The sequence below is a fragment of the Marinitoga sp. 1155 genome (assembly GCF_001021175.1).
In the GTDB taxonomy this organism is placed as follows: Bacteria; Thermotogota; Thermotogae; order Petrotogales; family Petrotogaceae; genus Marinitoga.
This window is the reverse complement of record NZ_AZAX01000004.1, coordinates 1-25,195: the sequence shown is the minus strand read 5'-3', so window position 1 is coordinate 25,195 and position 25,195 is coordinate 1. Positions and strand designations below refer to the sequence as shown.

Genomic DNA, 25,195 nt, shown 5'->3' with positions numbered 1-25,195 from the left:
TTTATCCCCCCCAAAAATACCTCATATTATATGGAATACAATCAGTTTCAATTTCAGTTTCAATTTCTATATATTTCCCCTTAAATATAGCATTTTCAATTATCTGAACTGGTTTTATAGGTATTATTTTATAAGACAATAAATTTATATTGTTCGGTATATCAAGAACATTGAGAACATATTTTGATCGAAATTCTGCTTCTTTTATATTAATATTTTTTACTTCTTTATAAGTTATTTTGCATTTTGTATTAAATTTTCCCAATCTTATATATTCAGGAAAATTTTTTTCTTCATAAAGTATAATATAAAAAACAGCTTTACTTTCTAAAGAAATTTGCTTTAATCTACCTATTTGAGGTATATTTTTCGCCCTTTCAGTATATATAGAAGAATATTTTTTAGTTATTGCATTTTGAGGTACTTTCTTTTTTGAAGTAGATGGTTTTGGATATGGAATATTAGAATAATTATTTGAAAGCATTTTTAAGTAATATCCTTCTCCTATTGAATTAAAGATATCATATCTCCATTTGTATTCTATAAATTTTGCAGGGGTTATATAGAATTTTAAATTTTTTAAATCATTTTTATATTGAGGGGAATTATGATGTTTATAACTTACTATTTCTGGTGTCAGTGCATATGTCAAGGCATAATTAGAAATATATGGTTCTGTAACGTATAATTCTCCAATTTCTTTTGTCGCAAAAAATAATGGTTCATGTGTTTCTAAAACTGCCCTATATAGTTTCATTTTATCACCTCAAAAAATTTAAATACAAAAAATCAATCAAAAATAGACTTTACCCCTTTAAAAAGTTTAACAAGTTCATCTGTTTTTTCGGTATATAATTTTTTTATTTCATTTATAAGCACCTTTAATTCTTCGTTTTTTATTAGTTTTAAATTACCAAATTGTTCTTCTGATAATTCTTCAATGCTTTCTATCATCTTCGGAACAACAATATTTTCGTCAAGAATGTGTTTTTTATTTTCCAATTTATCCCAGACCATTTTGGTTAATTCAAGAGTACTAAAAATTTCACAATCTGAAACAACAACAGCAACTATATCATTTTTAATTTTTCCCATACGTGTAGTTATTGCTCCATATCTTTTTGTTCGCAATATATTACCCATAACATAAATTATTTCTGGTAATCTTAAATCTTTAAATGTTTCAATATCAATAAAATCAACTTCAGGTTTTACATATTCAGTTTCACCAAGTGATTGCCTCATTTCAAATTTTTTCCCTGTTTCATTTTTTTTCTTTTGTGTTAATTCATTCATAGTTCCTAATTCACTAAGGGCATTAAACGTTCTAACATCAGTAATTTCTTCATATGGCAATATTGAAAATGCTTCTTCAGTAATTACTCGGCTTTTTAACGCACCTGAAGATTCACTATTTTTTTCTCCAGCAGCAAAACCATATACGGTACAATCCATACATTTTCCACACATATTTTGATTTATAATACAAGTATCTTCTTTTAAATTATTTTGAGTTAAAAATTCGCGTCCATTTCTTCTTTCCGAAGATATTATTTTTCTTTTAGTAATTGAAACACGTGAAATTTCATTATTATCAATATATCCTGCTTTTACAATTTCAATACTTAAGCCTTCGTCTGTTCTAAAAACAGTTTCTGATTGTGTTCTTCTTATTATTATAACATTTATATATTTTCCAAATGGTTTTACCGGAAATTCGTCACCTTCTATATACCAACCTTTTAAAATTTGTTCAATTTTTTCCATTGTTTCCATCCTCCTTATCTTGATTTTCAAAATAACTTTCCCACACATATCCATAAAATACATCTCTATATTTTTTCCAGTTGTATAACACTTTTCTTTTTCCAATTTCAAAATTACCATTTCCAATTTTTTCAACAAACTTTATAAAATTGTCAGCATATTCAAATAATTCCTCTTTTTTTGTAAAACTCACAAGATTTTCAAGCTTGCTGAAAAGATAATTTCTTAAAAACTCTATATTTTCTAACTTTAAATCACTTTTCTTTAACGGCTCCTTTAAAATATCAAAATACTTAACAACTTGATGCTTCGATACTTTATACAAGTTTTTCGTCTTTTCCTGTGCAAATTCAGCCATATACTTTAATTCGTCCATCACCTCACCTCCAAATATTTCTTTTCGAATTATCAATAAGTTTTTCCCTATTCTTAACATTTTTTCTTCAAAAACTCTGGATATAAAAACGGAAAACGCTGTTAAAGAATCTTGTGTCATAATTTCATAAAAATGATCTTTTTTCATTTTTCCTTTTCCTGAACAGAATATTCCTGGTATTTCAAGATTTAATTTATATAATTTTTTTAATTTTTCTTCATTAATATAACTTAACTTTGATGAAAAATTCTGTATTTTTAAATCATCAATAAATCTTATATCCTCATCAAATAATTGTGGATAATTTGTAATTAGTATTTTAAAAGGGAATTTTTCCTGGATTAATAAAGCTTCACTATATGCCTTTAATATAGACTCATTCTCACTTTTAGAATTGGTATATTCTTTAAAATATATAATTATCGAATTCATATTCATGCTTTTGAAATTTAAAATTTCATTTTCTTTCTGGGAATTTCCAAAAAATTCTTTAAAAAATTCAACTTCTTCCAAATCTAATTTTCTCGCATTCTTGACATTACCTTTGTTTTTATCTTTAATTTGGTCCAATTCTTTTTCTAAAGCTTCAAGTAATTCATCTGGATAAAAATTATACGGAATGATTAAAAAGTACATATTTCTTGTTATTTTTTTCTTATCGTTTTTGTAAATATATCTATTTTTTTTATTTGCGATAAACTGAAGTTTACATATAGAACATATCTGCCGCTTTGGATCCGCTAATTTATTGGCAATATAATTATTTGTAAACAATTGGGGTTTTAATCCATCTGGCATTTCAGATTTCATAGATTCACTTACATCAAATTCACTTCCACAAATAGAGCATGTGGTTTTGTATTTCCCATAATTGTCCATGTTAAATATTTTTCGTTTATTTCCCGAATTCAATTTATATAAAACTAATCTGTTTTCAAGATATTTTTTTAATTCATCCTTATATGTTTTTACTTTCTTTTTTAAATCTTTATTATTTTCTATTAATATTTTCAACTCTTCTTTTTTTTCTTCAACATTTTTGTTTTGTGAAAAAATCCGTTCAAATTCATCATAAATAGGTTTATATTTTTTAGATTTGCTATCTCCATACAATTCCTTTAAATAACTTTTTAAACAATTTTTCAACTCTTCTATATTTTCTGGAAATTTTTGCCATATTATATCTACCGCATCATCTGAAGTGTAATTTAAAATACCTTCTCTCACACTTTTATTTTTTACAGAAATTGTATAATCAATATCAAAAATCTCGTTAAAAACCTGTTCTGAAACGTTTTTTATCATATTCTCATATAATAATTCAGGATTGTAATCTTTTTCGCGAGATAAATATATTACTCCATCAACAAATCTTGCAATTGGAATTGAAAAAGAGAATTCGTGCATAATTTTCTCATGTATAATATTTGTTAATAATCCCCTAAAGTCTGAAATATAATGATATATGATTTCAGTATATTTAAAATCAGGAACTAATCGTCGAATTTCTTTAAGATAAAATTCCAATTTGGATACTATTTTTTTTTCATACTCAAAATTAGCTGATTTTAGAAGATCGAGAGTATCTGCAAATTGAATTATTTTAGCCATTACCTTTTTTTTGTTCGAAATATACAAACTGCTGCCAAGAGGATTATTAATAGAATGCAGAGGAATAATTTCACTCAAAATAGTTATTTTTTCATCCACAACTTCCCAATCCAAATTCTCTTTTAAAACAATTTTAATATTATCTTTCATTGCACCTTTTCTCATAGATCTATCCATAATTTTATTCATATCATGAAAAAGCCCTGCTAAAAATACTGTTTCAACATCCGATTTATTAAAATAATTCATTTTTTCCAATAATAAAGCAATCTGAAAAGCTATTAATCCGACATTTACAAAGTGTACTCCAAATGGAATTCCTTTTTTAGGACCTGAATCATGCTTTTTCCTAAATCTTTTAAATACATTGACAATGACTTTTTTATATTTTTCTTCCATATCATCACCCCTGATATTTATTTCGGTTTTATTATATCATGATATTTTTTCAAGAACAAATTATTTAACTTTTTAAAACGAACTGTTTTTTTTCGTTTAATTTTAATTTTCTGTTTCATTTTGTTTATATTTTTTATACATATTTTCTATTTCACTTTTGATCTTATCTCTAATCCATTCAGGCTTTAAAATTTCTGCATTCTTTCCCCAGCTTAATACCCAGAATATTATTTCTTTATATCCACTTACTTCAATATCGTATATAATGTCTCCATTTTTCAATTTTTCAACTTTCTGAGTAGGATGCCTGATAGTTTCTTCTATTATTTGTGCTACTTCTGAAGCAAATTTGATTTTTATATTATATTTTTTATTTGAATATTGAGCCTCCCATATTGTATTTATTTTTTCTTCCAAGATTTTTTCTTCGGGAATTTTAAAATATTCCTCAAGCAGTTCGACTGTTTTTATTCGTGAAATTCTAAAAAGTGTTTCAAAATTTCGTTCGCTTTCATACGCAAATACAAACCAATGACTTTTTGAAAATAAAAAAAGATATGGATTTAAAATATATATAATTTCACCATGCTTAGGGTGCAAATATATTATTTTTATTTTTCTGTTTTTTATTATTGCTATTTCTATTGAATTTATAACACTTAATTTTATTTTTTCATGTCTTGGATTAAGAAATCGGTAAAGGTTCGCTCTTGTTTCATTCAACTTCCGTAATTTCATATTCAAAGAATCCAATATCCAGATTCTTAACTTTTGAAGTTCTTCTGGAAATAAATCATATAAATATTTTTCAGATATATTCATCATTAAAAGTAAGGCTTTCTTATCAATTATAGACAAATCTAATTTTCCTAATTTCATATTTTCTTTTATTTCTAAACTTCCATCAGCCCATCTTTCAATATTTAGCCCTAATTCTTCTATAACATTCAAATCTTTCTGAATTGTTCTAATACTAACTTTAAATTTTTTCGAAAGATCTTTAGTAGTGATTCCAGGATTTTTACTTATTTTAACTATTACTTCAAGAATTCTTATATATTTCTTATACTTCATATACATCCCAACTTTTCCATATTTTCTTTATTTTGGGATTTGATATTTTGATATTATCTATAATTGTAGTCCCCATACCTTTTACTCTGGAATACCCAATTCCAAGATAATGCAATTTTACATATTTCTTATAATCCTTTGTAAAAATTTTCATTTTCCCTTTAAACCCTATTAATTTAAAAGTGGAGTATTTTATCATTTGAGTTTTTCCTTCCATATATGTAATTTTTGGATATTCTATACTACTCTCACCTAAAATTTTTAAAAATTTTAGGATATGGTGTGGATCTGGTACTGGTGAATTTAAATTTTCTGAAATTCTAAAAGTTACAGGTGATACAAAATTCAAAGTAAATTCTGGATTTTCAAGTATTTTATTATTTTTTTCAACTATTACTTCAGTTATCTGAAATTTGTATTTTCCAAAAATTAAATAAGGATTTATTGCAATATATCTATTAAGTAAATTAAAAAGGCTCTCTTCAGTTGTAGCAAATCGAAAAAACAGTTCTTTTTTTGGTTTAAATGTTGCTATGTTTTTTGAATAACCAATCTCATATATAGGAGAAATAGAAAAAGGTTTAAAAAACACATTATGTAATTTTTTTGTTTCCTTAAATTTTGAAAAAATTGAAAAAATATATCCATGTAACTTTTCCTGAGGGTTATTAAATTTTATTTCTTTTGTTGAATGAAAAAAAATATACATCTCAATCATATGAAAAGCTCCTTCTCTTTGTAAATTTACACAAAATTAATATATCAATGATATATTAATTCAAAGTTTCAATAAAAGAGGCTCAGTAGTAACACTGAGCCTCTTTTATAATCATATTCATTTTTCTATTTTTATTATTAAACATAATATCCCCATCCCGAAATATTATTTTACATTTCATTTATATTATACCACTATATTTTTCATATGTCAACTTTTTATTACTAAAAATATAATTTTTCATATTATTCATTAATTCAATAATTTTCATTATCATTTTCACTTATTATATTTTCTGGATACTCATCTGGTAATGTGAAATATCCTATTATTGCAAATATATTAGCTACGAAAGTTAATATAAATCCAACTAAAACTATTGACAATATTATTCCCCAGAATAAAAATTTGGATGCTTTATAAAAATTGTCATTTCCAAAATAATCACCCATTAGATTATATACTTTTATTTTATAAATAACTGGTATTATCATTGCAGCTATATATATTACAAGCATCAAAAATACATTTGGCATGTTACTCATGATATACATATCCGGTTCTATAACGGTTCTAAAAAATGACCCAAATATACCCAAAAAACCAACAAAATAAATTATATATATTACTACTTCAGATAATAATAAATAATTAAATATTCTTTTGTCTTTAACTGCTTCACTAATTTTATACACACCAATTAATTCCAAAATTATACCTAAAATTCCAAAATGTCCAAACATTCCCAAAATTCGCCCAACTCCAGCTAATATTTTTGTATTTTTTAAATTCATTCTATCCCCTCCTTCTCAATATAATTTATATTTAAAAATCCAATTATTTCAAATATTTTTAATATTAAAATTAATACGGAATTTACTATTATGATTATTAAAGCAATTGACGTTATAAATCCAATACCATCCAATACCCACTTTGCAAACAATATATAAGAAAAAATAAGTATAATTAATTTTATAATTATCAATTTTAAAACAAATAGAAATTCTTTATTTAAAGTTCTTTTATAAAGAGATTTATAGGCTATTCTTTCAAAAAGTAAAGATATTATATAAGAAAAAAAGGCTAAAGATATTATTGACATATGATCTTTTATACCTGTATATATATAATATTCCATACTTTTTAATGAATAAAAACTATCATTATCTCCACTTTTAAATATGGAAATTATTGTTTGTGGAACAAAAAAATTAATTACAGTATAAAATAAAAAAAGTGAAATTGCAAAATAATAAAATAACTTTTTATCATTTAGCTTTTCGCTAATAATATAAATACCTATAAACTGAATAATTAAACCTGCTAAACTCAGATTTTCAATAAATACTAATATCATTCCAATAGCAATCATATATCTTGCTGTTTTAAAACTCACACAATCCTCCCCCTTTTTTAAATTTTTATTAATTGGTAAAAACATTATTATTATACCAATTTTTTTATTAATTTTCAATATCATTTTAAAAATAGTTGTTATAAAATATTTTATATAAATAAAAACAGCCCTTATTTTCAAGGGCTGTTAGTAGTTACTATGTAATCTTATATATTTTTAATTACTAACGCTGTTCCCATTCCTCCGCCTATACATAATGATGCTAATCCATATTCTACATTTCTCTTTTTCATTTCGTATAATAAAGTTACTGTTATCCTGTTCCCTGACGCCCCTATTGGATGTCCTAATGCTATTGCTCCACCATTTACATTTGTTCTTTCCATAAACCATTCTTTTGTAAGTCCATATTTTTCACTAAGTTCTTTTATTACTCCTAATGATTGCGCTGCAAATGCCTCGTTTAATTCTAATAATTCCATTTGTTCTAATTTTATTCCCTTCTTTTCTACAAGATTTGTTATTGCTGCTACTGGTCCCATTCCCATTATACTTGGATCAACACCACCCTGTTCATAGGCTATTATTTCTGCTAATGGTGTTAGTCCATATTTCTTTACTGCTGTTTCGGATGCTATTATTATTGCACTTGCTCCATCATTTATTCCTGATGAATTTCCTGCTGTTACTGTTCCATCTTTTTTGAATGCCGGTCTGAGCCTTGCAAGTGATTCTTTTGTTGTTCCAAATCTTGGATATTCATCTGTATCAAATATTTTCGTTTCTTTTCTTGTTTTTATTTCTATTGGTACTATTTCGTCTTTAAACTTTCCTTCTTTTATTGCTTTTTCTGCTCTTTGCTGACTTGTTGCTGCAAATTCATCCTGTTCTTCTCTTGTTAATCTATATTTTTCTACTATATTTTCTGCTGTTATTCCCATGTGATATTGATTAAAAACATCTGTTAATCCATCATAAACCATATGATCTATCATTTCTATGTTTCCAAATTTTAACCCAAATCTTGATTTTGATGGTAGTAGCATGGGAGCATTTGACATACTTTCCATACCAGCAGTTACTATAATTTCTGCATTTCCTAATTTTATTTCATTTGCTCCTAACATTATTGCTTTCATTCCACTTCCACATACCATATGTACTGTATATGCTGGTTTTTCTACTGGTATTCCAGCATATATTGCTGCTTGTCTTGCTGGACCCATTCCTTGACCTGCTATTAATACGTTCCCTACTATTGTTTGGTCTATTTGTTCTGGAGTTACACCTGCTTGCTTCATTGCTGCTTTTATTGCCTCTGCACCTAATTCTGCTGCTTTTTTATCTTTTAATGTTCCTCCAAAGCTCCCTATTGCGGTTCTTTTTGCACCTACTATATATACTTTTTCCATTTTTTGTCCCCCTTTTTTTAGAATGCTAACTTATAATACCAATCCACCATCTACACTAAGTATATGACCTGTTATGAAACTCGATTCATCACTTGCGAGAAATAATGCCGCATTTGCTATTTCTTCTGGTTCTCCCATTCTTTGTAATGTTGTTTTGTTTTTTACTATTTCTATTACTTTTTCTGGCAAATCTTTTGTCATAGGTGTTTTTATAAATCCTGGTGCTATCGCATTTACCCTTACCTGTGCTCCTTTTCTTGCAAATTCTTTTGCCCATGTTTTTGTCATTGCTATTACTCCACCCTTTGTTGCCGCATAGTTTGTTTGTCCTATGTTTCCATATATTCCAACTACTGATGATATGTTTATTATTGATCCTTTACCCGCTTTTATCATTTCTGGTCCAAATTGTTGTGTCATGTTAAATACACCTTTTAAGTTTACATCTATTACCATATCCCAATCTTCTTCACTCATTTTCTGTATTAATGCATCTCTTGTTATTCCTGCATTATTTACTAATACATCAACTTTTCCTTCTTCTTTTATTACTTTTTCTTTAAATTCCTCTATTGCTTTTCTGTCTGTTACGCTTAATTTATAACCTTTCACATTTTTATATTCCTTTTCTAATTCTTTTAATGCTTCTTCATTTAAATCACATGCATATACTTTTTTAGCTCCTTCTTTTGCAAATTTTTCCACCATGGCTTTTCCTAATCCTCTTGCTCCCCCTGTTACTATACATACTTTTCCTTCTAATCTCATTCTTTTTTACCTCCTTGTTTTTTTTCTTGTTGTCTTTTATACATTTCCTGAGCTATATATGAAGCTACATCATCCGCATATGTGTTAGCACCAAATCCTGCATCATAACCTATTTCTTTTACTAATTCATGAGTTATTCTTGGTCCACCTGCTATTAATATTACTTTGTCTCTTATACCTTCTGCTTCTAATAATTCTACTAACTCTGTAAGATGTTTTATGTGAATATTTTTTTGTGTAACTATTTGAGAGACAAGCAATACATCAGCATCAAACTCTATGGCTTTTTCTACAAATTCTTCGGGTGGAACTTGACTTCCCATATTTAATGTTTCAAACATTTTGTATCTTTCTAATCCGTAATGTCCTGCATATCCTTTCATATTCATTATTGCATCTATACCAACAGTATGAGCGTCTGTTCCTATACATGCGCCTATTACTCTAATTTTTCTTCTTATATTCTTTTCAATAAATTCATCTGTTTCTTCCATTGACCATGTTGTTGATTCTACTTTTGGCACATGTATCGAGGTATAATCTACTGTATGTGTACAGCTTCCATATGCAATTATAAATGTGAACCCTTTTGTTAATTCTTTATGATAAACTACCATAGGTTCTTCAAAACCCATTTTTTTCATCAATTGTTTTGCAGCTTCTACTGCTTCATCACCATCTGGTACCGGCAATGTAAAGCTAAGCTGTGTTTTCCCATCATTCATTGTGTCTCCATATGGTTTTATTGCTTTTAAATTTAATGTTTTATCAAAATCTTTTTTCTCTGTAGAATATAATCCTCCACTCATGGTCTTTCAGCCTCCAACATTATTTTAATAAACGGATTAATGTAATTTTCTCCTTTTTCAAATACTCCATCTAATCCTTTTCCACCATCAATTGGTCTTTTTATATTTGCAAATGTTCCTTTTGATAATGATACAAATAATCCATCATGCATCATTTTTTCTAATAATTCTATTGATTTATCTAACACTTCTTGTGCTCTTTTTTGAATAATTCCATCTTTTTTGAATTCTATTTCATCTCCAAGATTTTTCAAATTATTGAATATGTATCTAGCATTTTCTATTGATAGATATCTGTCAGACATAAATGGTGTATGTATAGCTTCTGTTAGCATTCCGAGTAATTGAATACCTTGTTGTGTCCATATTGATATTACGTTAAACAAAGCATCCTGAACATGTCCTTTAAATATATTTCCTGTCATATATTTTGTTGGCGGCATGTATTTTAGAGGTGCTTTAGGAAATATTTCTCTTAACATTTGTGCTTGAGCTAATTCATATAAGAAACCATTTGTAAGATCTGGATTCATTTCAAATGCATGTCCCAATCCCATTTGTTCTTCAGGAATACCCGCCATCAATGCAAGTTGCTCATTTATTAAATCCGAGGTTAATACTGTGTGAGCTTCTTCATATGCATCTGCTGTTGTTAGATAATTATCTTCTCCGGTATTTATTATTATTCCTGAAAATCCATTTATTACACGTGAGAAATATTGATCTATTATTGTTCTTTTCATATTAATATCTCTAAATAGTATTCCATATAATGCATCATTAAGCATTACATCAAGCCTTTCCATGGCGCCCATTGCTGATATTTCAGGCATACATAAACCCGATGCATAATTAACAAGTCTTATATATCTTCCGACCTCTTCTCCAACTTCATCAAGTGCTTTTCTCATTATTCTAAAATTTTCCTGTGTTGCATATGTTCCACCAAAACCTTCTGTTGTTGCACCATATGGCACGTAATCCAATAAACTCTGCCCTGTTGTTCTAATAACTGCAATTATATCTGCTCCCTGTCTTGCTGCTGCTTGTGCTTGGACAACATCTTCGTATATATTTCCTGTAGCAACTATTACATAAAGATATGGCTGTTTACCTTCACCTAAGTTTTTTATATATTCATTTCTTTTTTTTCTATTATTCTGAATTTTTTTTATCATATTATCAACAAATGGTTTTATTGCTTCGTTTGCTTTTTCAGGAGAATATATTTTTATTTTTGATAGGTCTATTTCTTCTTTTGCAATTTTTTCCGCTATTTCTTGAGGGTTTAGTCCTGTTTCTAATATTGCATTTCCCAATAAAAATGCTGCTCCCTGATCTAATAATCCGATTTCTTTTATATGTTCTACAACGACATTTGGTAATGGAACTTCATTTTCATCAATTCCATCTATTCCTAATAACCTACATATTGTTCTTTCTACAGATACTGTAGATTTTTTATCTACAAAGTCCTGAACGTCTTCTGCTATTTTTTTTGCCAGACTTCTTGCATATTCAATTTTTTTTATATCCAATCCTAATTTACTCATTAAGTGTTTCCTCCTTTTTTAACTTTTCAATTGTTTTTATTAACTCTTCATCTATTTTTAGCAGTTTTGCTATCGTTAATGCTTCTTCTGGAACAATTTCTTTATCTTCTTCAATTAATGTATAGTCTATTATTTCCGTTATATTTTCTGGAGTTATATTGCTTTTTAATTTTTCCTTTTTTATTCCTTTTATTCGTAATTTTCTTATATTTTTGTCGGCCACGTTATTAAAATGCGTTGTTATTAATGTTATTGAATTATGTTTATTAAGTATTTGAATTACACTTTTTACTATTAGTTTTCCTTCATGTGGATTGGTATTTCGGGCTAATTCATCAAGTAATATCATTGCATTATTTTTTTCTTTTATATATTTCAATATTTCATTTAGTTTTAACATTTCAGCTGCGTATGATGATAATCCGTTTAGCGTTGATTGATAATCACCTGATATAAGAAATATTTTGTTTATTATTTTCATTTTAGCAGATTCTGCAGGAATATAGAACCCATATTGCAAAAGAGATTGAGCTAATGCAATTGTCCTTAATATCACTGTTTTACCTGTCATATTTGCTCCAGTTATTAATGTAACACCATTTTTTAATTTTATATTTATTGGCTGATATTTCCCGTTTTTTAATCTATCTTTTATTAATGGATTATATAATCCATTAATACATATTTGATTTGATAATTCAGGTCTGGTTAATTTATATTCTATAGCCTGCTGTGATTTTGCTATTACAAAATCAAGTTCTCCTATGTCATCTAATGCCTGTTTTAATGCTTCTTTATATTTTTTTAATTTATTTGTTAGTTTTTCTCTTATTTTGTTTTCAATTTCCATTTCTTTTATGTATAATTTTTCTTTTTCTTTGTCGTTTGCTTTTTTTCTTTGTTTTCTTATTTTTTTTAGTTCTGTTGAATATGAATCATATATATAAAATGTTGGTAAATTTGTGTTATCTGGATCAAGTATTTTTATAACTTCTTTAAGATCGGGCATTTTTAGATATGAAAATGTTGCTTCTTTTCTTATTTTTTCATAATATATTGAAAAATATTTTATTTCATATAGTTCTATATCATCTAATATATATTCACTGTTTATTCTTTCTATAGTTCTTTTTATATCTTTTATATACATTAAATTATGTTTTATTTTTTCTATTTTTTCTTTTTCTGTATTTATTTTCTTTATTGTTTCTTCTATTTTGTCTAATTCACATTCTATACTATCTTTATCTATGAGAAATTTTAAATTTTTTAATAAATCTTTTCCTAACGGTGTTATTATTTCTAATTTTTGGAATAAATAATCTAATTCAACCATAATTCATCTTCCCTTACATTTATTATTGGTATATCTGTTAATTTACGTAATCTTTTTTTTATTTCATTAGAATCCAATATATATCCTTGTGGTGAATATGGATTTATTGTTATCGCTATTAGATTGGTTTTTTTTAAAACTTTTATTTTACCACCTTTTTTTGTATATATTTTATATGTTTCCGGGGTTATAAAGATTTTTGTGAAATCTTTTACTATAATTTCTACATTTTTCAAATCTTTTTGTTTTATTAAATATTTCAAGAAATTTTCCGTCAACGCTCCTGTTAAATATATTTTTTTTCCATATTCGAGTATATGTTTTTCTAAATTTTTAAATGAAAGTAATGATTTTATAGGTAATTTTTCTATTTTTTCTGTTATTGTATATATGCCATCACTCAGATTTTTTATTTTTTCTTTTTTTTCTGTTTCATCTAATTGAATCATTTTAACTGTATGTATGGTTCTTTTTACCAGCTCATTTATATTTATTGTTAATGCTGCACCTGTTGCAAGAATCATTGCATCTGTTATTACTGGAGAAGCGGGGCTTAATCTGGATAAAGCCCCGTCTATTAATATTAATTCTGCTCCAAACGTTTTTAACTTTTCTATTAATTGTTTTAGTTTTTCAGCACTTTGAGGACCAGCTAATATTATTTTTCCTTTTTCCAATGATTTAGCTATTATTATCCTTCCCAGAGATGTTCTTAGTTCATCCTCTATTGATAATATTTCAGAGGTAAATCTTTTTTGTTTATAGAATTTTTCAGCTGTTGCAAATATTGTTTCTTCTTTTATTTCAATTTCTGGTTTTTTTGTATAGGTAACCTGATCTATAGATTCTCCATCTATACCTATAGAGGTTATTCCTATATTTTTCTTTATTTTTTTTATTAAATAGTTTATTGTTTCTGTTTTTCCTGTATTTTTTTCTAACCCGACTATTGATATACTTTTAAATTCCACTTTTTATTCTCCTTTAAATAATACAAGAGCTTCTCCATCAACTGCAAGTTTTCCATTTTCTTTTATTATTTGTGTTGTTAGTATTAATCTCGATTTTTCATCTATTTTTTCTTTTACTGTTATTTTTATGGTTATCTCTTCATCAAGATATATGGGTTTTAAGAATTTTGTGTCCTGTTTCATATATATTGTTCCAGGACCAGGAAATTCCATTCCTAAAACAGCAGAAATTAGTCCTACGCTTAGAATACCATGTGCTATTCTTTTTTTAAATATTGTTTTTGATGCAAATTCTTCATCTAAATGAACTGGATTTTTATCGCCTGTGATCTTCGCAAATATTTCCACCATTTTTGCCGTAATTTTCCTTTTCACTTCATATGTTTGACCCAATGTTATTTCATCGTATCTCATTTTTTTCCTCCTGATCATATTTTTCTCTTAATTTAGCCCTTTCATGTCTCTCAAGATGATTTGGCTCAAGAGAAATTCTATCCTTACTGTCAAATAATCCTGCTACTCCATACCATTTGTATTTTTCTCTATATATTGTATCGTCTACATCCGTTGTCGTATCTTCTGGTTCATGATATGTTGTTATTACACCTTCATAATTTCTGAGTATTACAGTATGATCTGTTTGAGAAATTAAATAATTCGGCATTAATCTTATTTTCCCTCCACCACCAGGTGCATCCACAACAAAGGACGGAACTGCAAACCCAGATGTGTGACCAATTAATGATTCCATTATTTCGAGGCCTTTTGCTACTGAAGTTCTGAAATGCTCTATTCCCTGAGATAAGTCACATTGATATATATAATACGGCCTTACCCTTATTTTCACCAGTTGATGCATTAATTCCATCATTATATATTTGCTATCATTTATTCCTCTTAATAATACTGTTTGATTTCCAAGTGGTATTCCTGCATCTGCTAATTTCCTACATGCTTCTGTTGATTCTGGAGTTATTTCTTTTGGATGATTAAAATGAGTATTTAACCAGATCGGATGATATTTTTTCAACATATTTACCAGTTCATCTGTTATTAATTGTGGAAATACTACCGGTGTCCTGGTTCCTATTCTTATTATTTCAACGTGAGGTATTTTTCTTAATTCTTTTAATATATATTCAAGCATTGGTATTCCAACCATTAATGCGTCTCCACCTGATAACAATACATCTCTAACTTGTGGCGTGTTTCTAATATATTCTATTGCAGCATTTATTTCATCCATTTTTTTATGAGCATCAGTTTGACCTGCAAATCTTCGTCTTGTACAATGTCTACAATACATAGAACACATATCTGTAATTAAAAATAATACTCTATCTGGATATCTATGAGTTAAGCCTGGCGCAGGTGAATCCTCATCTTCATGTAGAGGATCTAACATATCCCATACACCTTTTACTAATTCTTTAGATGTGGGCACAGCCTGTCTTCTAATTGGACATTTTGGATTATCCGGATCCATTAATGATGCATAATATGGTGTTATAGCCATCCTCAAAGTTTTTAACGCATTTCTTACTCCCTCTTCTTCTTCGGGTGTAAGATTTATTATCTGTTTTAATGTATCTACATCTGTTATTCTATTTTTTATTTGCCAATGCCAATCATTCCATTGTTCTTCTGTAACATCTTTCCATAATGGTATTTCTGTGTAATGTCTTCTATTCATGAATTTTCCTCCCGTTATATATATAATTTTTCAAATAATTTCCTTATTATTTTTGATTCCCTGAGTATTTGAAGCGTTAATTCGGCATGCCCTTTTGTATATCCATTTCCTATTATCATTGTTATATCTTTTCCAACACCTTCTGCTCCTAATGCTGCTTTGGTAAATGATGTTGCCATTGAAAAGAAATAAACGATACCCTCATCTTTTGTTATTAATATTGAAGACATTTCTGTATCTGGAACATTTACATTGTTTATCGTTACATCACAATATTTTCCATTCGTAACTTTTAAAACCTTTTCATATATTTCCACAGGTTTTGTTGCATCTGCCACTATTACCTCATGAGCAATATTCATTTCTCTTATTCTTTCAGCATTTTTTTCAGAATATTCCACCACTATTACTTTACCTTTATCACCGGCATTTTTCATTGCCTGATACGAACATAACACACCTGATTTTCCGCCACCACCTATAATACAAACTGTATCTCCTTCTTTCACCAATTTATCTACCTGTGCTGGCGCTCCTGCTACATCCAGTGCTGCCAATGCTAATTTTTCTGGTATATCTTCTGGTAACACTGCATAAAGACCTGTTTCAAATAATATTGCCTGACCTTCAATATCTACCTGATCATTTTCTAAATTTATATTTTTTATTTTTTCTATTTTAAGAGGTGTAAGGGACAATGATACCAATGTGGCTATTTTATCTCCGATTTTTAAAGTTTTATCTGGAAAGTCCGGTCCAATTTCTTTTACTATACCTATTAACATTCCGCCTGATCCTGTAACTGGATTCTGCATTTTTCCTCTTTCATTTACTATTTCAAGAATCATTTTTTTCATTTTTTCAGTGTTATGATTACATGCCTCTTTTATCTGGGTAAAACTTGCAGAGTCTATATTTAATGTAATTACATCTATTAATATTTCATTTGAATATATTTTCATATCATTATCTATTTTTTTTGCTGCTTGGGGTAATAATCCTTTTGGTTCTATTACTCTATGTGTTCCAAATGGACAGCCTTTTTTCATAACTTTACCTCCTGATATTTAATATTTTTCTTGCTTCATCCGGTGTGGCTATTTCTCTTCCCAATTCCTTTGCTATTCTTACTATCCTTTCTACTAATTGTGCGTTTGATTTTGCTAATTCTCCTTTTTTATAATATATATTATCTTCAAATCCTACTCTTACATGACCTCCCATTAATATTGCATGTACAGCTAATGGAAGTTCATATCTTCCTATACCAGCAACTGTCCATGTGCTTCCCTGAGGTATATGATTAACTAAATAAACGAGATCATCTATTTCACCCGGGATTGCCCCTGGAACTCCCATAACAAAGTCAAAATGTATAGGAACATCAAATAATCCTTTTTTTACTAATCTTAATGCATTTGCAATATGCCCTCTTTCAAACACTTCTATTTCTGGCTTTATTCCTCTTTTTTTCATTTCATCTGCAAATTTTTCCATATACTCTTCTGAATTTACGAATATATCAGAACCAAAATTTGTTGTTCCAGCTGATAATGTTGCCATTTCTGGATTTAATTCAAGGGGTTGTTTCCTTTGCTCGAATGTATGGTATACTGCTCCTCCTGTTGATGGCTGAAATATCATATTACATTTAGTTTCTATTTTTTCTTTTATTTCTTTATATACTTCATATGATTGAGTTGGATTTCCTTCTTTATCTCTTGCATGAACATGTGCTATAGAGGCACCTGCAAGGTAGCACTCGTATGCTGCCTGAGCTATTTCATCAGGCGTGAGTGGAAGATTTGGTTGTTGTTTTCTTGTAACTTCAGCGCCGGTTAAAGCTACTGTAATTACTAATTTTTCCATTATTTCCCCTTCCTTTGTTTATCTTTTGGAACAACACATGTTCCACTTGCTCTACATACCACTATCGGTTCTTCAAGATAATCTGCCGCTGAATCTGATATATCAGGTCTTGGTGTTATTACTTTTTTTGCTTCAAATACCATTTTTCTCGATGTATTTCCAACTTTTACAATTTCACCTGTCACTTCTATATAATCCCCAGCATATACCGGAGCTATAAACTCTATATTATCATACGCTTTAAATAATCCTTCATCTCCATCATGTCTGATTAGTAATTCTGTTGCAACGTCACCAAACAACTGAAGAATTTTTGCACCATCTACAAGATTCCCTCCATAATGCGCATCATGAAGACTCATTCTAACTCTTATCATTACCTTTTCTCCCATAATTATCCTCCTTAAATTTCCATAATTTTTAAATCTTCTGGAATTATTAGACTTGCATTTGTTATTTCTTTTAGTTCATCAAGGGTTATATCTGGAGCAATTTCTTTTAATACTAATCCTTCATCTGTTGGTTCTATTACAGCATATTCTGTAACTATTAAATCTACTTTCCTCGATGAAGTTAAAGGCAAATTACATTTTTTTACAATTTTTGGTTTTCCTTTTGCTGTATGTGTCATGGCTATTATAACTTTTTTCGCACCTGTAACAAGATCCATTGCACCTCCCATACCTGGAATTAATTTTCCAGGTACCATCCAGTTTGCTAAATGTCCTTCTTCATCTACCTGTAATCCTCCTAAAACTGTATAATCTAAATGCCCCCCTCTTATTAAAGCAAATGAGAAAGCTGTATCAAATGTCATGGCACCAGGCACCGTTGTAATAAATCTCCCACCTGCATTTGTTAAATATGGATTGGAAATTTCTTCTATAACTTCTGATCCTATACCAAGAACACCATTTTCTCCATGAAAAAATATATTCATTTCTTTCGGTACATAATTTGCAACTAATGTTGGTAATCCTATACCTAAATTTACTATATTTCCAGGTTTAAATTCTTTTGCTACTCTTTTAGCAATTCTCTCTTTTGGATTCATTATTTTCTCCCCCTTATTACGACATAATCAACAAGTGCTCCTGGAATATGAACTTCATCCGGACCAAATGTTCCCGTTGGAACTATTTCATCAACTTCAACTATTACAATGTCTGCCGCCATTGCAATTATTGGATTAAAATTTCTTGCAGTAAATTCAAATTGCAAATTGCCAACATAATCGCATCTTTTTGCTTTAACCAACGCAATCTTAGCTTTTATAGCTTTTTCTATTATATAGCTTTTTCCATCTATTTCTATAATTTGTTTCCCTTCTTCTACTACTGTACCTATTCCAGTAGGCGTTAATATCCCACCAAGTCCTACTCCGCCTGCTCTAATTTGTTCAATTAATGTACCCTGCGGGACAAGTTCAACCTCTAATTCTTTCTCTATATATTGTCTTTGTGTTTCTTTATTTGTTCCTATATGTGAAGTAATTACTTTTTTTACTAATTTGTGAAAAATTAATCTACCTATTCCTTTATCTTCAAAGGATGTATCATTACAAATAATCGTTAAGTTTTTTTTATTTTGTTTTATTAACTCATCAATTAATAACTCAGGTGTTCCAACAGTTAAAAATCCCCCAATCATTAAACTATCTTCGTCGTTAACAAAAGAAATAGCCTCTTCGGCTTTTACTACTTTCAACTAACTCACCCCTCTATTTTTTATTTATGAAAAATTCTTCATAGTTATTATATCTTTTTTAACATTTGATACAAAACTGAAAAAAGAGTGTCTAATTACAAATATCAATGCCAATTCTTATTTAATCTTTTTTAATGAAATTTTTTTCATTCTTTCATATATGAAAGAATAATTTTATGCATACTAAAATTATTAGCATTTTAAAATTATAATAACGAATGTACAACATCGTATAATAAATAAAAAAAACGAATCAAAAAGATTCGTTTTTAGATAATCGCTCCTTTGAATAAATATTAAATTTAATTTATATTTTATAACTTTCTATTTCAAATAAATAAAATTTTAAATACTCAGTTTCCAATATATTGTATATTACGGGATGATCTGGAGATTGCGAACCTTTATATATCTGTTTTAATAATATTTTATTGTCTTTCGCAGCATCAAATATTATTTTTTTAAACTCTTCTTCATATACTAATTGGGTACATGATGCTGTTGCAAATAACCCTTTATTTTTTGTTGTTTTCATTGCTCTAAGATTTAATTCTTTATATCCCCTTATAGCATTTTTTATTGATTTTCGTGATTTAGCCAATGACGGGGGATCTATAATTACAAAATCAAAATATATATTAGCATCATCAAATTTTCTTAGTTGGTCAAATGTATTTGCTTCATATAATTCATATTTATCTTTTGGAATATTGTTTATTTTTAATGTGCGTTCCAATACATATAATGCTCTATCTGAATAATCTAGGAATGTAACATGTTTGGCATTACCCATTAGCGCATGTACTCCAAAATTCCCTGTATACGCAAATCCATCTAATACTGTCTTATTATTTGCCATTTCTTTTACTTTTAATGCATTATACCTCTGATCCAGGAAAAATCCCGTTTTCTGCCCTAATGTGTCTGCAAAAAATTTAATCCCATTAATCTCAAATGGTATTAACTCTGGTCCTTCTTTATATATCCATCTTTCTTCATAATCAAATCCTTCGATTTTAGCATTTTTTTCATCATCTTTTTCAAATATTCCTTCTGGGTTAAATAATTCTATTAAAGCATCTATTATATATTTTTTTAATCTGTATATTCCAAGTGTATTTACCTGTATTACAAAGTAATTTTCAAATTTATCTATGATTAATCCCGGAAAATAGTCACCCTCTCCAAAGATCAATCTAAATGTTTTTTCTTTGTTAAACAATAATTTTCTATATTCATATGCCTTTTTTATTTTATTTTTTATCCACTCATAATTTATTGTCTCATGTTTTTTTGTAAGAAGGCGTACTCTTATTTTTGAATTGTTATTAATATATCCACGACCAACGAATTTCTTATTATAAAAAACATCTACAATATCTCCATTATCATAATCTCCCAGTATTTTTTCTATTTCATTTTCATATATCCATGAGTGTCCATTTAATATTCTTGATTTTATATTATTTTTCAAATATATATTAGCCATTGTATCTCTCCTTATAATTAAAATCAATATTATTATACCACATAAAAAGCACCACATAATGTGGTGCTTTTAGAATCTCCCATATTAAAATCCTACTGACATACTGATATTCACAGATGTATTTCTTGCATTGAACAATTCTTCCAGAGCTTGTGCCTGTATGCTCAACGAAGCATGAACTTCAGCAAGATATACATTTACACCAAACCCACCATTAAATGTCCAGTATTCAAATGTGTCATAATCTGTATTAATACTATAATTCTTTATTTCTGCCCAGAACGGTAAAAATCCCCAGAATAATCTTTGACCAGCAGCTACTCCCCATACAAAATCATTTGTTTCTGGTGCATATTCAATTGATGGAACGAAATCTAATAATATTGGTAATGTTATAAAAAATGTCATTTTCCATGGTTTGAAATCTGTAAATCTTTCTTCATCACTAATATGGCTAATATTAAAATTTTCAAATTCAAGAGTCTCTGTGCTATAATCAACAACTGCAAATGTATGGGATTTATATATCCCTATACCTTCTGCTATTGGTATATCTTTAATTCCAAAACCTATTGCAGGATAATCTTTTCCAGCAACAAAACCAACATCTAATGTGATAATACCATTGTTTAAGAGTTTATCCATAAGCATATCCATTTCGCTAAATATTCTATCTGGACCATCATGTAATAATGAATAATTATATGGAAGGTTATTTATATCATCTGGAAATGCTGTAATGATATAATATCTATCTCCATCTCCTGCTCTTACAACATCATAAATAGGAATATAACTTTTTATTGTTCCTCCAAAAGAAAAATCTTTCCCTTTTAATCCTATATGTAAACCGCCTCTTGCCAACAATGCATTTCTAAAATCAAGAGTTTCAAAATTATGTTTGTCAATATTTTGTATAGTAAATTCTGGTGCTAAAACAAAACTACCTAGTTTTAATTTTGCAAACATATTAAATTCAACATTTCTGCTTAAAATATTTGAATCACTTAAATCATAATAATTCCCTTCATTTCCAAATATGTTTAAGTCTATTGCTTCTTCCAAAGAATCTAAACTTTCCTGGATTAAACCAGATTTTATTCCTCCATTTATTTCTATAAAATTTCTTGCAGACCACGAAACCAATGCAGAATTCAAATCTTTATTCCATGGAGATAGTGGTTCAATCTGCGAAAAACTTAAAACGCTAAATACAAGTAGTAATACTATCATAATTTTTTTCATATTTTCCCCTCGCTTTCTTAATTATTTTCCTATTTACTTATCGTATATATTTTAAAAAACTTTATTGTTGCTATCTAATTAATATTATACAACATTTTTCCTCGTTTTTCAACTTATTTATTTTTTATTATTTAAAAACAGCGGGGCTATAAGCCGGATTCTGTTTTATCGGTCATTTATCTAAGCGGTCTACCTGGAAGAGGCTAAAAAGCATGCCGGGCAAGCTTACTCTTCCTATTTGACCTTGCTCAAGGTGGGGGTTACCAAGCCATCAGGTTACCCTGATGCTGGTGAGCTCTTACCTCACCGTTCCATCCTTGCCAATAATGGCGGTTTTCATTTCTATGGCCCTATTCCGAGGATTACTCCTCCCGGCAATTAACCGGCACCTTGCCCTTAGAGTCCGGACTTTCCTCATGACGAACTGTATTTCGCCATGCGACCGATCGCCCCACTGCTAATTATTAAGATAATTAAATAATCTTCCCTGATATGTATTTCTTTTTTTCATTTCTTTTTCGAGCATGTTTATTATTTTTATTTTTGACATTCCCCAATTTCCGTGCAAAACACCTGTTTTCGGCGGATCTGCAGCAAGACGATGTATTACTATATCCGGATCAAGATATTCTAAAAATAGGATATTTCTTTCTATAAATTCTTCAAGAGATAGAGGGATAACTTCACCTCTTTCATACATTTTTCCTAAAATTGTACTTTTTGTTATATATAGAGAATGTAATTTTACTCCATCTATTTTTAAAGCGGATAAAATTTTTGCTCCTTCTATTATATCTTCTTTATCATCCCATGGCATATCTACTATCATATGAACTATAATCTCTATATTTCTTTTTTTTGCCCTATTTACTGCATCAATAAATTCAGCAAGTGTATGTCCTCTGTTTAATATTTTTAATGTTTTATAATTTACACTTTGCAAACCAAATTCTAGATATACATCTAACTTTTCTTTATATGACGCAATCAGTTCCAGTTTTTCATCTTCTACTGTGTCCGGTCTCGTTGATATATCTAAAATTACTATTCTATCGTCAACCAACGCTGAATCATAAATTTTTTTCAGCACATGTACCGGTGCATATGTATTTGTATTCGATTGAAAATATGCCATATATTTATTTGCTTTACCTTTATATCTTTCAATCATATATCTTATTTGTTCTGATATCGGCGTTTTGGGTGAAAGTGATGCGAAACCACTTCCTGTTTCTTCACAATATATACAACCACCTGTTCCTCTTAATCCTGTTTTGTTTGGACATGTAAATCCTGCATTTATCGGCAGCCTTTGCACTCTTTCTCCATATCTTTTTTTTAAGTAATCACTTAATTTATTATATAACACTATTTATTCCCCTTTTGTTCATTAAATTTTCTTTCTAACTCAAAATATTTCTCATGAAATTTATTATAATAATCCATTTCTTTTAATTTTGGATACTCATCTTTATAATATACCCATTCACCATTTACCATAGTTGCATACACCTTATTTATAGGTGAATATACTATATGTGACTTTAATCTATTTATATCATTTGGATAAAATTCAAATGAATTTAAATCTATTACAGCTAAATCTGCTTTATAATTTTCTTCTATTCTCCCGATTTTTTCATTTAATGCATAACCTCCATTTTCCCATATCATTCTTAATGCTTCTTCTGTTTTGAATTTTTCTGGGCCTTTGATTTTTTGTAATAAAGAAGCTATTCTCATTTCTTCCCAGAGATTTAATGTGTTATTACTCGCCGCTCCGTCTGTTCCAATTGTTATATTTATTTCATGCTGCAACATTTTTAAAATAGGGGCAATTCCATTACCAAGTTTTAGATTGCTCGAAGGATTATGTGCAACTGTTACTTCATTACGCGATAAAATTTCTATATCTTTTTCGTTTACATGAACACAATGAGCAGCAATTACATTATTTTTAAACAATCCTGTTTTTTCTATATCTTCTAATGTATACATTTCTCTTTCATTTTTTGATTCATATAAATGTATGGTTGTAAATGCATTATAGTGTTTGGTTAACTCCGCAACCTCTTCTAATTTTTTCATAGGACATGTGTATGGCGCATGAGGTCCAAATCCTATTTTTATATTATTTTTATTATGGTAATTTTCAAATAGATAAAGTGTTTCATCTATCCTTTTTTTCCATCCATCATCATTATCATACCCAAGTCCTCTGGTTAAATATGCTCTTATTCCTGTATTCTTTACTGCTTTTGCTGTTCCATTCATAAACAGATACATATCTACAACCGTTGTTATTCCATTTGATAACATTTCTAATATCGATATTAAAGAGCCATAATATGTAATTTCTTCGTTTAATAAATCTTCTCTTGGAAACATTTCATTAAAAAGCCAATCTTTTAATGTTAAATCATCTCCAATTCCTCTAAATATGCTCATTGCTAAATGAGTATGCGTATTTATAAATCCAGGAATTATTAATTTATTTGACAAATCGTATATCTCTATATCTTCATCTATATCCACATTTTCATCTGCTATTTCTATTATTCTATCTTTTTCAACTAATATATCTAACTTTTTTATATCAGCATCAGCACTTATTAATACATATGCATTTTTCAGAAGTTTTTTCATATTTTCACCTCTATCCGTTTTTTAAATTATAACATATTTTTTTTAACATTATTTAAGTAAATAAAAGAATAAAATATAACAAATCCCGAATGGGATTTGTTATAACATTAACTTTTTTTATTTTAGATTGTCTAAAAAGTCTCAAATGAAACGAAGACTCGAAGATTGCCCTTAAAATTATGAATGAAAGCCGTCAAAAAAACAGGACGTTTTTTTGAGTGAAGCTTTTTCATGGATGAAAAATCTGAACGACGGCTGAGAATGAATAATTTTAAGGATTAGCAATCAAGCTGTCTGAGTGAATTTGACTTTTGGACAATCTTTTTTTATTTTTTATTTTCGTATTATTAAAATATAACAAATCCCGAATGGGATTTGTTATATTTTAAACT

Annotated in this window: 24 protein-coding genes and 1 other RNA gene; all 25 read right to left on the bottom strand. The window is 28.4% G+C overall.

The features are described 5' to 3' along the window. Position 1 precedes the first annotated feature (1 nt). Positions 2–757 carry a type I-D CRISPR-associated protein Cas5/Csc1 gene (gene cas5d, locus X274_RS01935; RefSeq protein ID WP_047265123.1) on the bottom strand — a complete coding sequence of 252 codons (756 nt, stop codon included), beginning with the start codon at positions 755–757 and terminating at the stop codon, positions 2–4. A 32-nt stretch (positions 758–789) separates the two neighbouring features. Next, the gene (cas7d, locus tag X274_RS01930) at positions 790–1,767 is read right to left on the bottom strand and encodes a type I-D CRISPR-associated protein Cas7/Csc2 (RefSeq protein ID WP_047265122.1); all 978 of its coding nucleotides are present in this window, start codon (positions 1,765–1,767) and stop codon (positions 790–792) included. Beyond that, positions 1,754–4,153 (bottom strand): HD domain-containing protein, encoded by a 2,400-nt coding sequence (locus X274_RS12125; protein WP_047265121.1) that lies wholly within the window; start codon positions 4,151–4,153, stop codon positions 1,754–1,756. Before X274_RS12125 ends, cas7d begins: the two co-directional genes overlap by 14 nt. Before the next feature lie 102 nt (positions 4,154–4,255). Further along, positions 4,256–5,227 carry a helix-turn-helix transcriptional regulator gene (locus X274_RS01920; protein ID WP_197073309.1) on the bottom strand — a complete coding sequence of 324 codons (972 nt, stop codon included), beginning with the start codon at positions 5,225–5,227 and terminating at the stop codon, positions 4,256–4,258. Then, a complete protein-coding gene (cas6, locus tag X274_RS01915; protein ID WP_047265119.1) occupies positions 5,217–5,945 on the bottom strand; it encodes a CRISPR system precrRNA processing endoribonuclease RAMP protein Cas6 in 729 nt (242 codons plus the stop codon). The genes X274_RS01920 and cas6 overlap by 11 nt, the downstream gene beginning before the upstream one ends. Positions 5,946–6,202: 257 nt before the next feature. Continuing rightward, complete coding sequence (locus tag X274_RS01910) at positions 6,203–6,739, bottom strand: DUF996 domain-containing protein (protein ID WP_047265118.1); 537 nt, start codon at positions 6,737–6,739, stop codon at positions 6,203–6,205. Further along, positions 6,736–7,344 carry a hypothetical protein gene (locus tag X274_RS01905; RefSeq protein ID WP_047265117.1) on the bottom strand — a complete coding sequence of 203 codons (609 nt, stop codon included), beginning with the start codon at positions 7,342–7,344 and terminating at the stop codon, positions 6,736–6,738. The genes X274_RS01910 and X274_RS01905 overlap by 4 nt, the downstream gene beginning before the upstream one ends. Before the next feature lie 167 nt (positions 7,345–7,511). After that, a complete protein-coding gene (locus X274_RS01900; protein ID WP_047265116.1) occupies positions 7,512–8,717 on the bottom strand; it encodes an acetyl-CoA C-acetyltransferase in 1,206 nt (401 codons plus the stop codon). 30 nt (positions 8,718–8,747) lie between these two features. Next, a complete protein-coding gene (gene fabG / locus X274_RS01895; protein WP_047265115.1) occupies positions 8,748–9,485 on the bottom strand; it encodes a 3-oxoacyl-[acyl-carrier-protein] reductase in 738 nt (245 codons plus the stop codon). Then, positions 9,482–10,294, bottom strand: a complete 813-nt coding sequence (locus tag X274_RS01890) for an OAM dimerization domain-containing protein (RefSeq protein ID WP_047265114.1) — start codon at positions 10,292–10,294, stop codon at positions 9,482–9,484. Before X274_RS01890 ends, fabG begins: the two co-directional genes overlap by 4 nt. Further along, a complete protein-coding gene (locus tag X274_RS01885) occupies positions 10,291–11,847 on the bottom strand; it encodes a lysine 5,6-aminomutase subunit alpha (protein ID WP_047265113.1) in 1,557 nt (518 codons plus the stop codon). The genes X274_RS01890 and X274_RS01885 overlap by 4 nt, the downstream gene beginning before the upstream one ends. Then, the gene (locus tag X274_RS01880; RefSeq protein ID WP_047265112.1) at positions 11,840–13,183 is read right to left on the bottom strand and encodes a MutS-related protein; all 1,344 of its coding nucleotides are present in this window, start codon (positions 13,181–13,183) and stop codon (positions 11,840–11,842) included. The genes X274_RS01885 and X274_RS01880 overlap by 8 nt, the downstream gene beginning before the upstream one ends. After that, entirely contained in the window at positions 13,171–14,154 is a 984-nt protein-coding gene (locus tag X274_RS01875; protein ID WP_047265111.1) for a hypothetical protein, read from the bottom strand. Before X274_RS01875 ends, X274_RS01880 begins: the two co-directional genes overlap by 13 nt. 3 nt (positions 14,155–14,157) lie before the next feature. Continuing rightward, positions 14,158–14,568 (bottom strand): MaoC family dehydratase, encoded by a 411-nt coding sequence (locus tag X274_RS01870; RefSeq protein ID WP_047265110.1) that lies wholly within the window; start codon positions 14,566–14,568, stop codon positions 14,158–14,160. After that, complete coding sequence (gene ablA, locus X274_RS01865) at positions 14,555–15,847, bottom strand: lysine 2,3-aminomutase (RefSeq protein WP_047265109.1); 1,293 nt, start codon at positions 15,845–15,847, stop codon at positions 14,555–14,557. Before ablA ends, X274_RS01870 begins: the two co-directional genes overlap by 14 nt. A gap of 14 nt (positions 15,848–15,861) precedes the next feature. Next, positions 15,862–16,896: an L-erythro-3,5-diaminohexanoate dehydrogenase gene (locus tag X274_RS01860; RefSeq protein ID WP_047265108.1), complete on the bottom strand. Its 1,035-nt coding sequence runs from the start codon at positions 16,894–16,896 to the stop codon at positions 15,862–15,864. A gap of 4 nt (positions 16,897–16,900) precedes the next feature. Then, positions 16,901–17,716, bottom strand: coding sequence for a 3-keto-5-aminohexanoate cleavage protein (locus X274_RS01855; protein WP_047265107.1), 816 nt, complete (start codon positions 17,714–17,716; stop codon positions 16,901–16,903). After that, the gene (locus X274_RS01850) at positions 17,716–18,108 is read right to left on the bottom strand and encodes a hotdog domain-containing protein (protein WP_047265106.1); all 393 of its coding nucleotides are present in this window, start codon (positions 18,106–18,108) and stop codon (positions 17,716–17,718) included. Before X274_RS01850 ends, X274_RS01855 begins: the two co-directional genes overlap by 1 nt. Positions 18,109–18,119: 11 nt before the next feature. Then, positions 18,120–18,770, bottom strand: coding sequence for a 3-oxoacid CoA-transferase subunit B (locus X274_RS01845; RefSeq protein ID WP_047265105.1), 651 nt, complete (start codon positions 18,768–18,770; stop codon positions 18,120–18,122). Further along, positions 18,770–19,423 carry a CoA transferase subunit A gene (locus X274_RS01840; protein ID WP_047265104.1) on the bottom strand — a complete coding sequence of 218 codons (654 nt, stop codon included), beginning with the start codon at positions 19,421–19,423 and terminating at the stop codon, positions 18,770–18,772. Before X274_RS01840 ends, X274_RS01845 begins: the two co-directional genes overlap by 1 nt. A gap of 307 nt (positions 19,424–19,730) precedes the next feature. After that, positions 19,731–20,912, bottom strand: a complete 1,182-nt coding sequence (locus X274_RS01835) for a class I SAM-dependent rRNA methyltransferase (RefSeq protein ID WP_047265103.1) — start codon at positions 20,910–20,912, stop codon at positions 19,731–19,733. A gap of 84 nt (positions 20,913–20,996) precedes the next feature. Continuing rightward, positions 20,997–22,157, bottom strand: coding sequence for a hypothetical protein (locus X274_RS01830; RefSeq protein ID WP_047265102.1), 1,161 nt, complete (start codon positions 22,155–22,157; stop codon positions 20,997–20,999). 133 nt (positions 22,158–22,290) lie between these two features. Next, positions 22,291–22,615: RNase P RNA component class A (gene rnpB, locus X274_RS11440), an RNA gene on the bottom strand. Beyond that, positions 22,615–23,526 (bottom strand): TIGR01212 family radical SAM protein, encoded by a 912-nt coding sequence (locus X274_RS01825; protein ID WP_047265101.1) that lies wholly within the window; start codon positions 23,524–23,526, stop codon positions 22,615–22,617. Before X274_RS01825 ends, rnpB begins: the two co-directional genes overlap by 1 nt. Continuing rightward, positions 23,526–24,803 carry an amidohydrolase gene (locus X274_RS01820; RefSeq protein ID WP_047265100.1) on the bottom strand — a complete coding sequence of 426 codons (1,278 nt, stop codon included), beginning with the start codon at positions 24,801–24,803 and terminating at the stop codon, positions 23,526–23,528. The genes X274_RS01825 and X274_RS01820 overlap by 1 nt, the downstream gene beginning before the upstream one ends. Positions 24,804–25,195 lie beyond the last annotated feature (392 nt).

Excerpts from the sequence above, each read along its gene's own strand:
- cas6 (WP_047265119.1), bottom strand. The coding sequence starts at position 5,945 with ATGATTGAGATGTATATTTTTTTTCATTCAACAAAAGAAATAAAATTT.
- X274_RS12125 (WP_047265121.1), bottom strand. The coding sequence starts at position 4,153 with ATGGAAGAAAAATATAAAAAAGTCATTGTCAATGTATTTAAAAGATTT.
- X274_RS01850 (WP_047265106.1), bottom strand. The coding sequence starts at position 18,108 with ATGGGAGAAAAGGTAATGATAAGAGTTAGAATGAGTCTTCATGATGCG.
- ablA (WP_047265109.1), bottom strand. The coding sequence starts at position 15,847 with ATGAATAGAAGACATTACACAGAAATACCATTATGGAAAGATGTTACA.
- X274_RS01880 (WP_047265112.1), bottom strand. The coding sequence starts at position 13,183 with ATGGTTGAATTAGATTATTTATTCCAAAAATTAGAAATAATAACACCG.
- fabG (WP_047265115.1), bottom strand. The coding sequence starts at position 9,485 with ATGAGATTAGAAGGAAAAGTATGTATAGTAACAGGGGGAGCAAGAGGA.
- cas5d (WP_047265123.1), bottom strand. The coding sequence starts at position 757 with ATGAAACTATATAGGGCAGTTTTAGAAACACATGAACCATTATTTTTT.
- X274_RS01845 (WP_047265105.1), bottom strand. The coding sequence starts at position 18,770 with ATGAATCCAAAAGAGAGAATTGCTAAAAGAGTAGCAAAAGAATTTAAA.
- X274_RS01870 (WP_047265110.1), bottom strand. The coding sequence starts at position 14,568 with ATGAGATACGATGAAATAACATTGGGTCAAACATATGAAGTGAAAAGG.
- X274_RS01855 (WP_047265107.1), bottom strand. The coding sequence starts at position 17,716 with ATGGAAAAATTAGTAATTACAGTAGCTTTAACCGGCGCTGAAGTTACA.
- X274_RS01885 (WP_047265113.1), bottom strand. The coding sequence starts at position 11,847 with ATGAGTAAATTAGGATTGGATATAAAAAAAATTGAATATGCAAGAAGT.
- X274_RS01835 (WP_047265103.1), bottom strand. The coding sequence starts at position 20,912 with ATGGCTAATATATATTTGAAAAATAATATAAAATCAAGAATATTAAAT.
- X274_RS01920 (WP_197073309.1), bottom strand. The coding sequence starts at position 5,227 with ATGAAGTATAAGAAATATATAAGAATTCTTGAAGTAATAGTTAAAATA.
- X274_RS01900 (WP_047265116.1), bottom strand. The coding sequence starts at position 8,717 with ATGGAAAAAGTATATATAGTAGGTGCAAAAAGAACCGCAATAGGGAGC.
- X274_RS01890 (WP_047265114.1), bottom strand. The coding sequence starts at position 10,294 with ATGAGTGGAGGATTATATTCTACAGAGAAAAAAGATTTTGATAAAACA.
- X274_RS01820 (WP_047265100.1), bottom strand. The coding sequence starts at position 24,803 with ATGAAAAAACTTCTGAAAAATGCATATGTATTAATAAGTGCTGATGCT.
- X274_RS01830 (WP_047265102.1), bottom strand. The coding sequence starts at position 22,157 with ATGAAAAAAATTATGATAGTATTACTACTTGTATTTAGCGTTTTAAGT.
- X274_RS01910 (WP_047265118.1), bottom strand. The coding sequence starts at position 6,739 with ATGAATTTAAAAAATACAAAAATATTAGCTGGAGTTGGGCGAATTTTG.
- cas7d (WP_047265122.1), bottom strand. The coding sequence starts at position 1,767 with ATGGAAAAAATTGAACAAATTTTAAAAGGTTGGTATATAGAAGGTGAC.
- X274_RS01860 (WP_047265108.1), bottom strand. The coding sequence starts at position 16,896 with ATGAAAAAAGGCTGTCCATTTGGAACACATAGAGTAATAGAACCAAAA.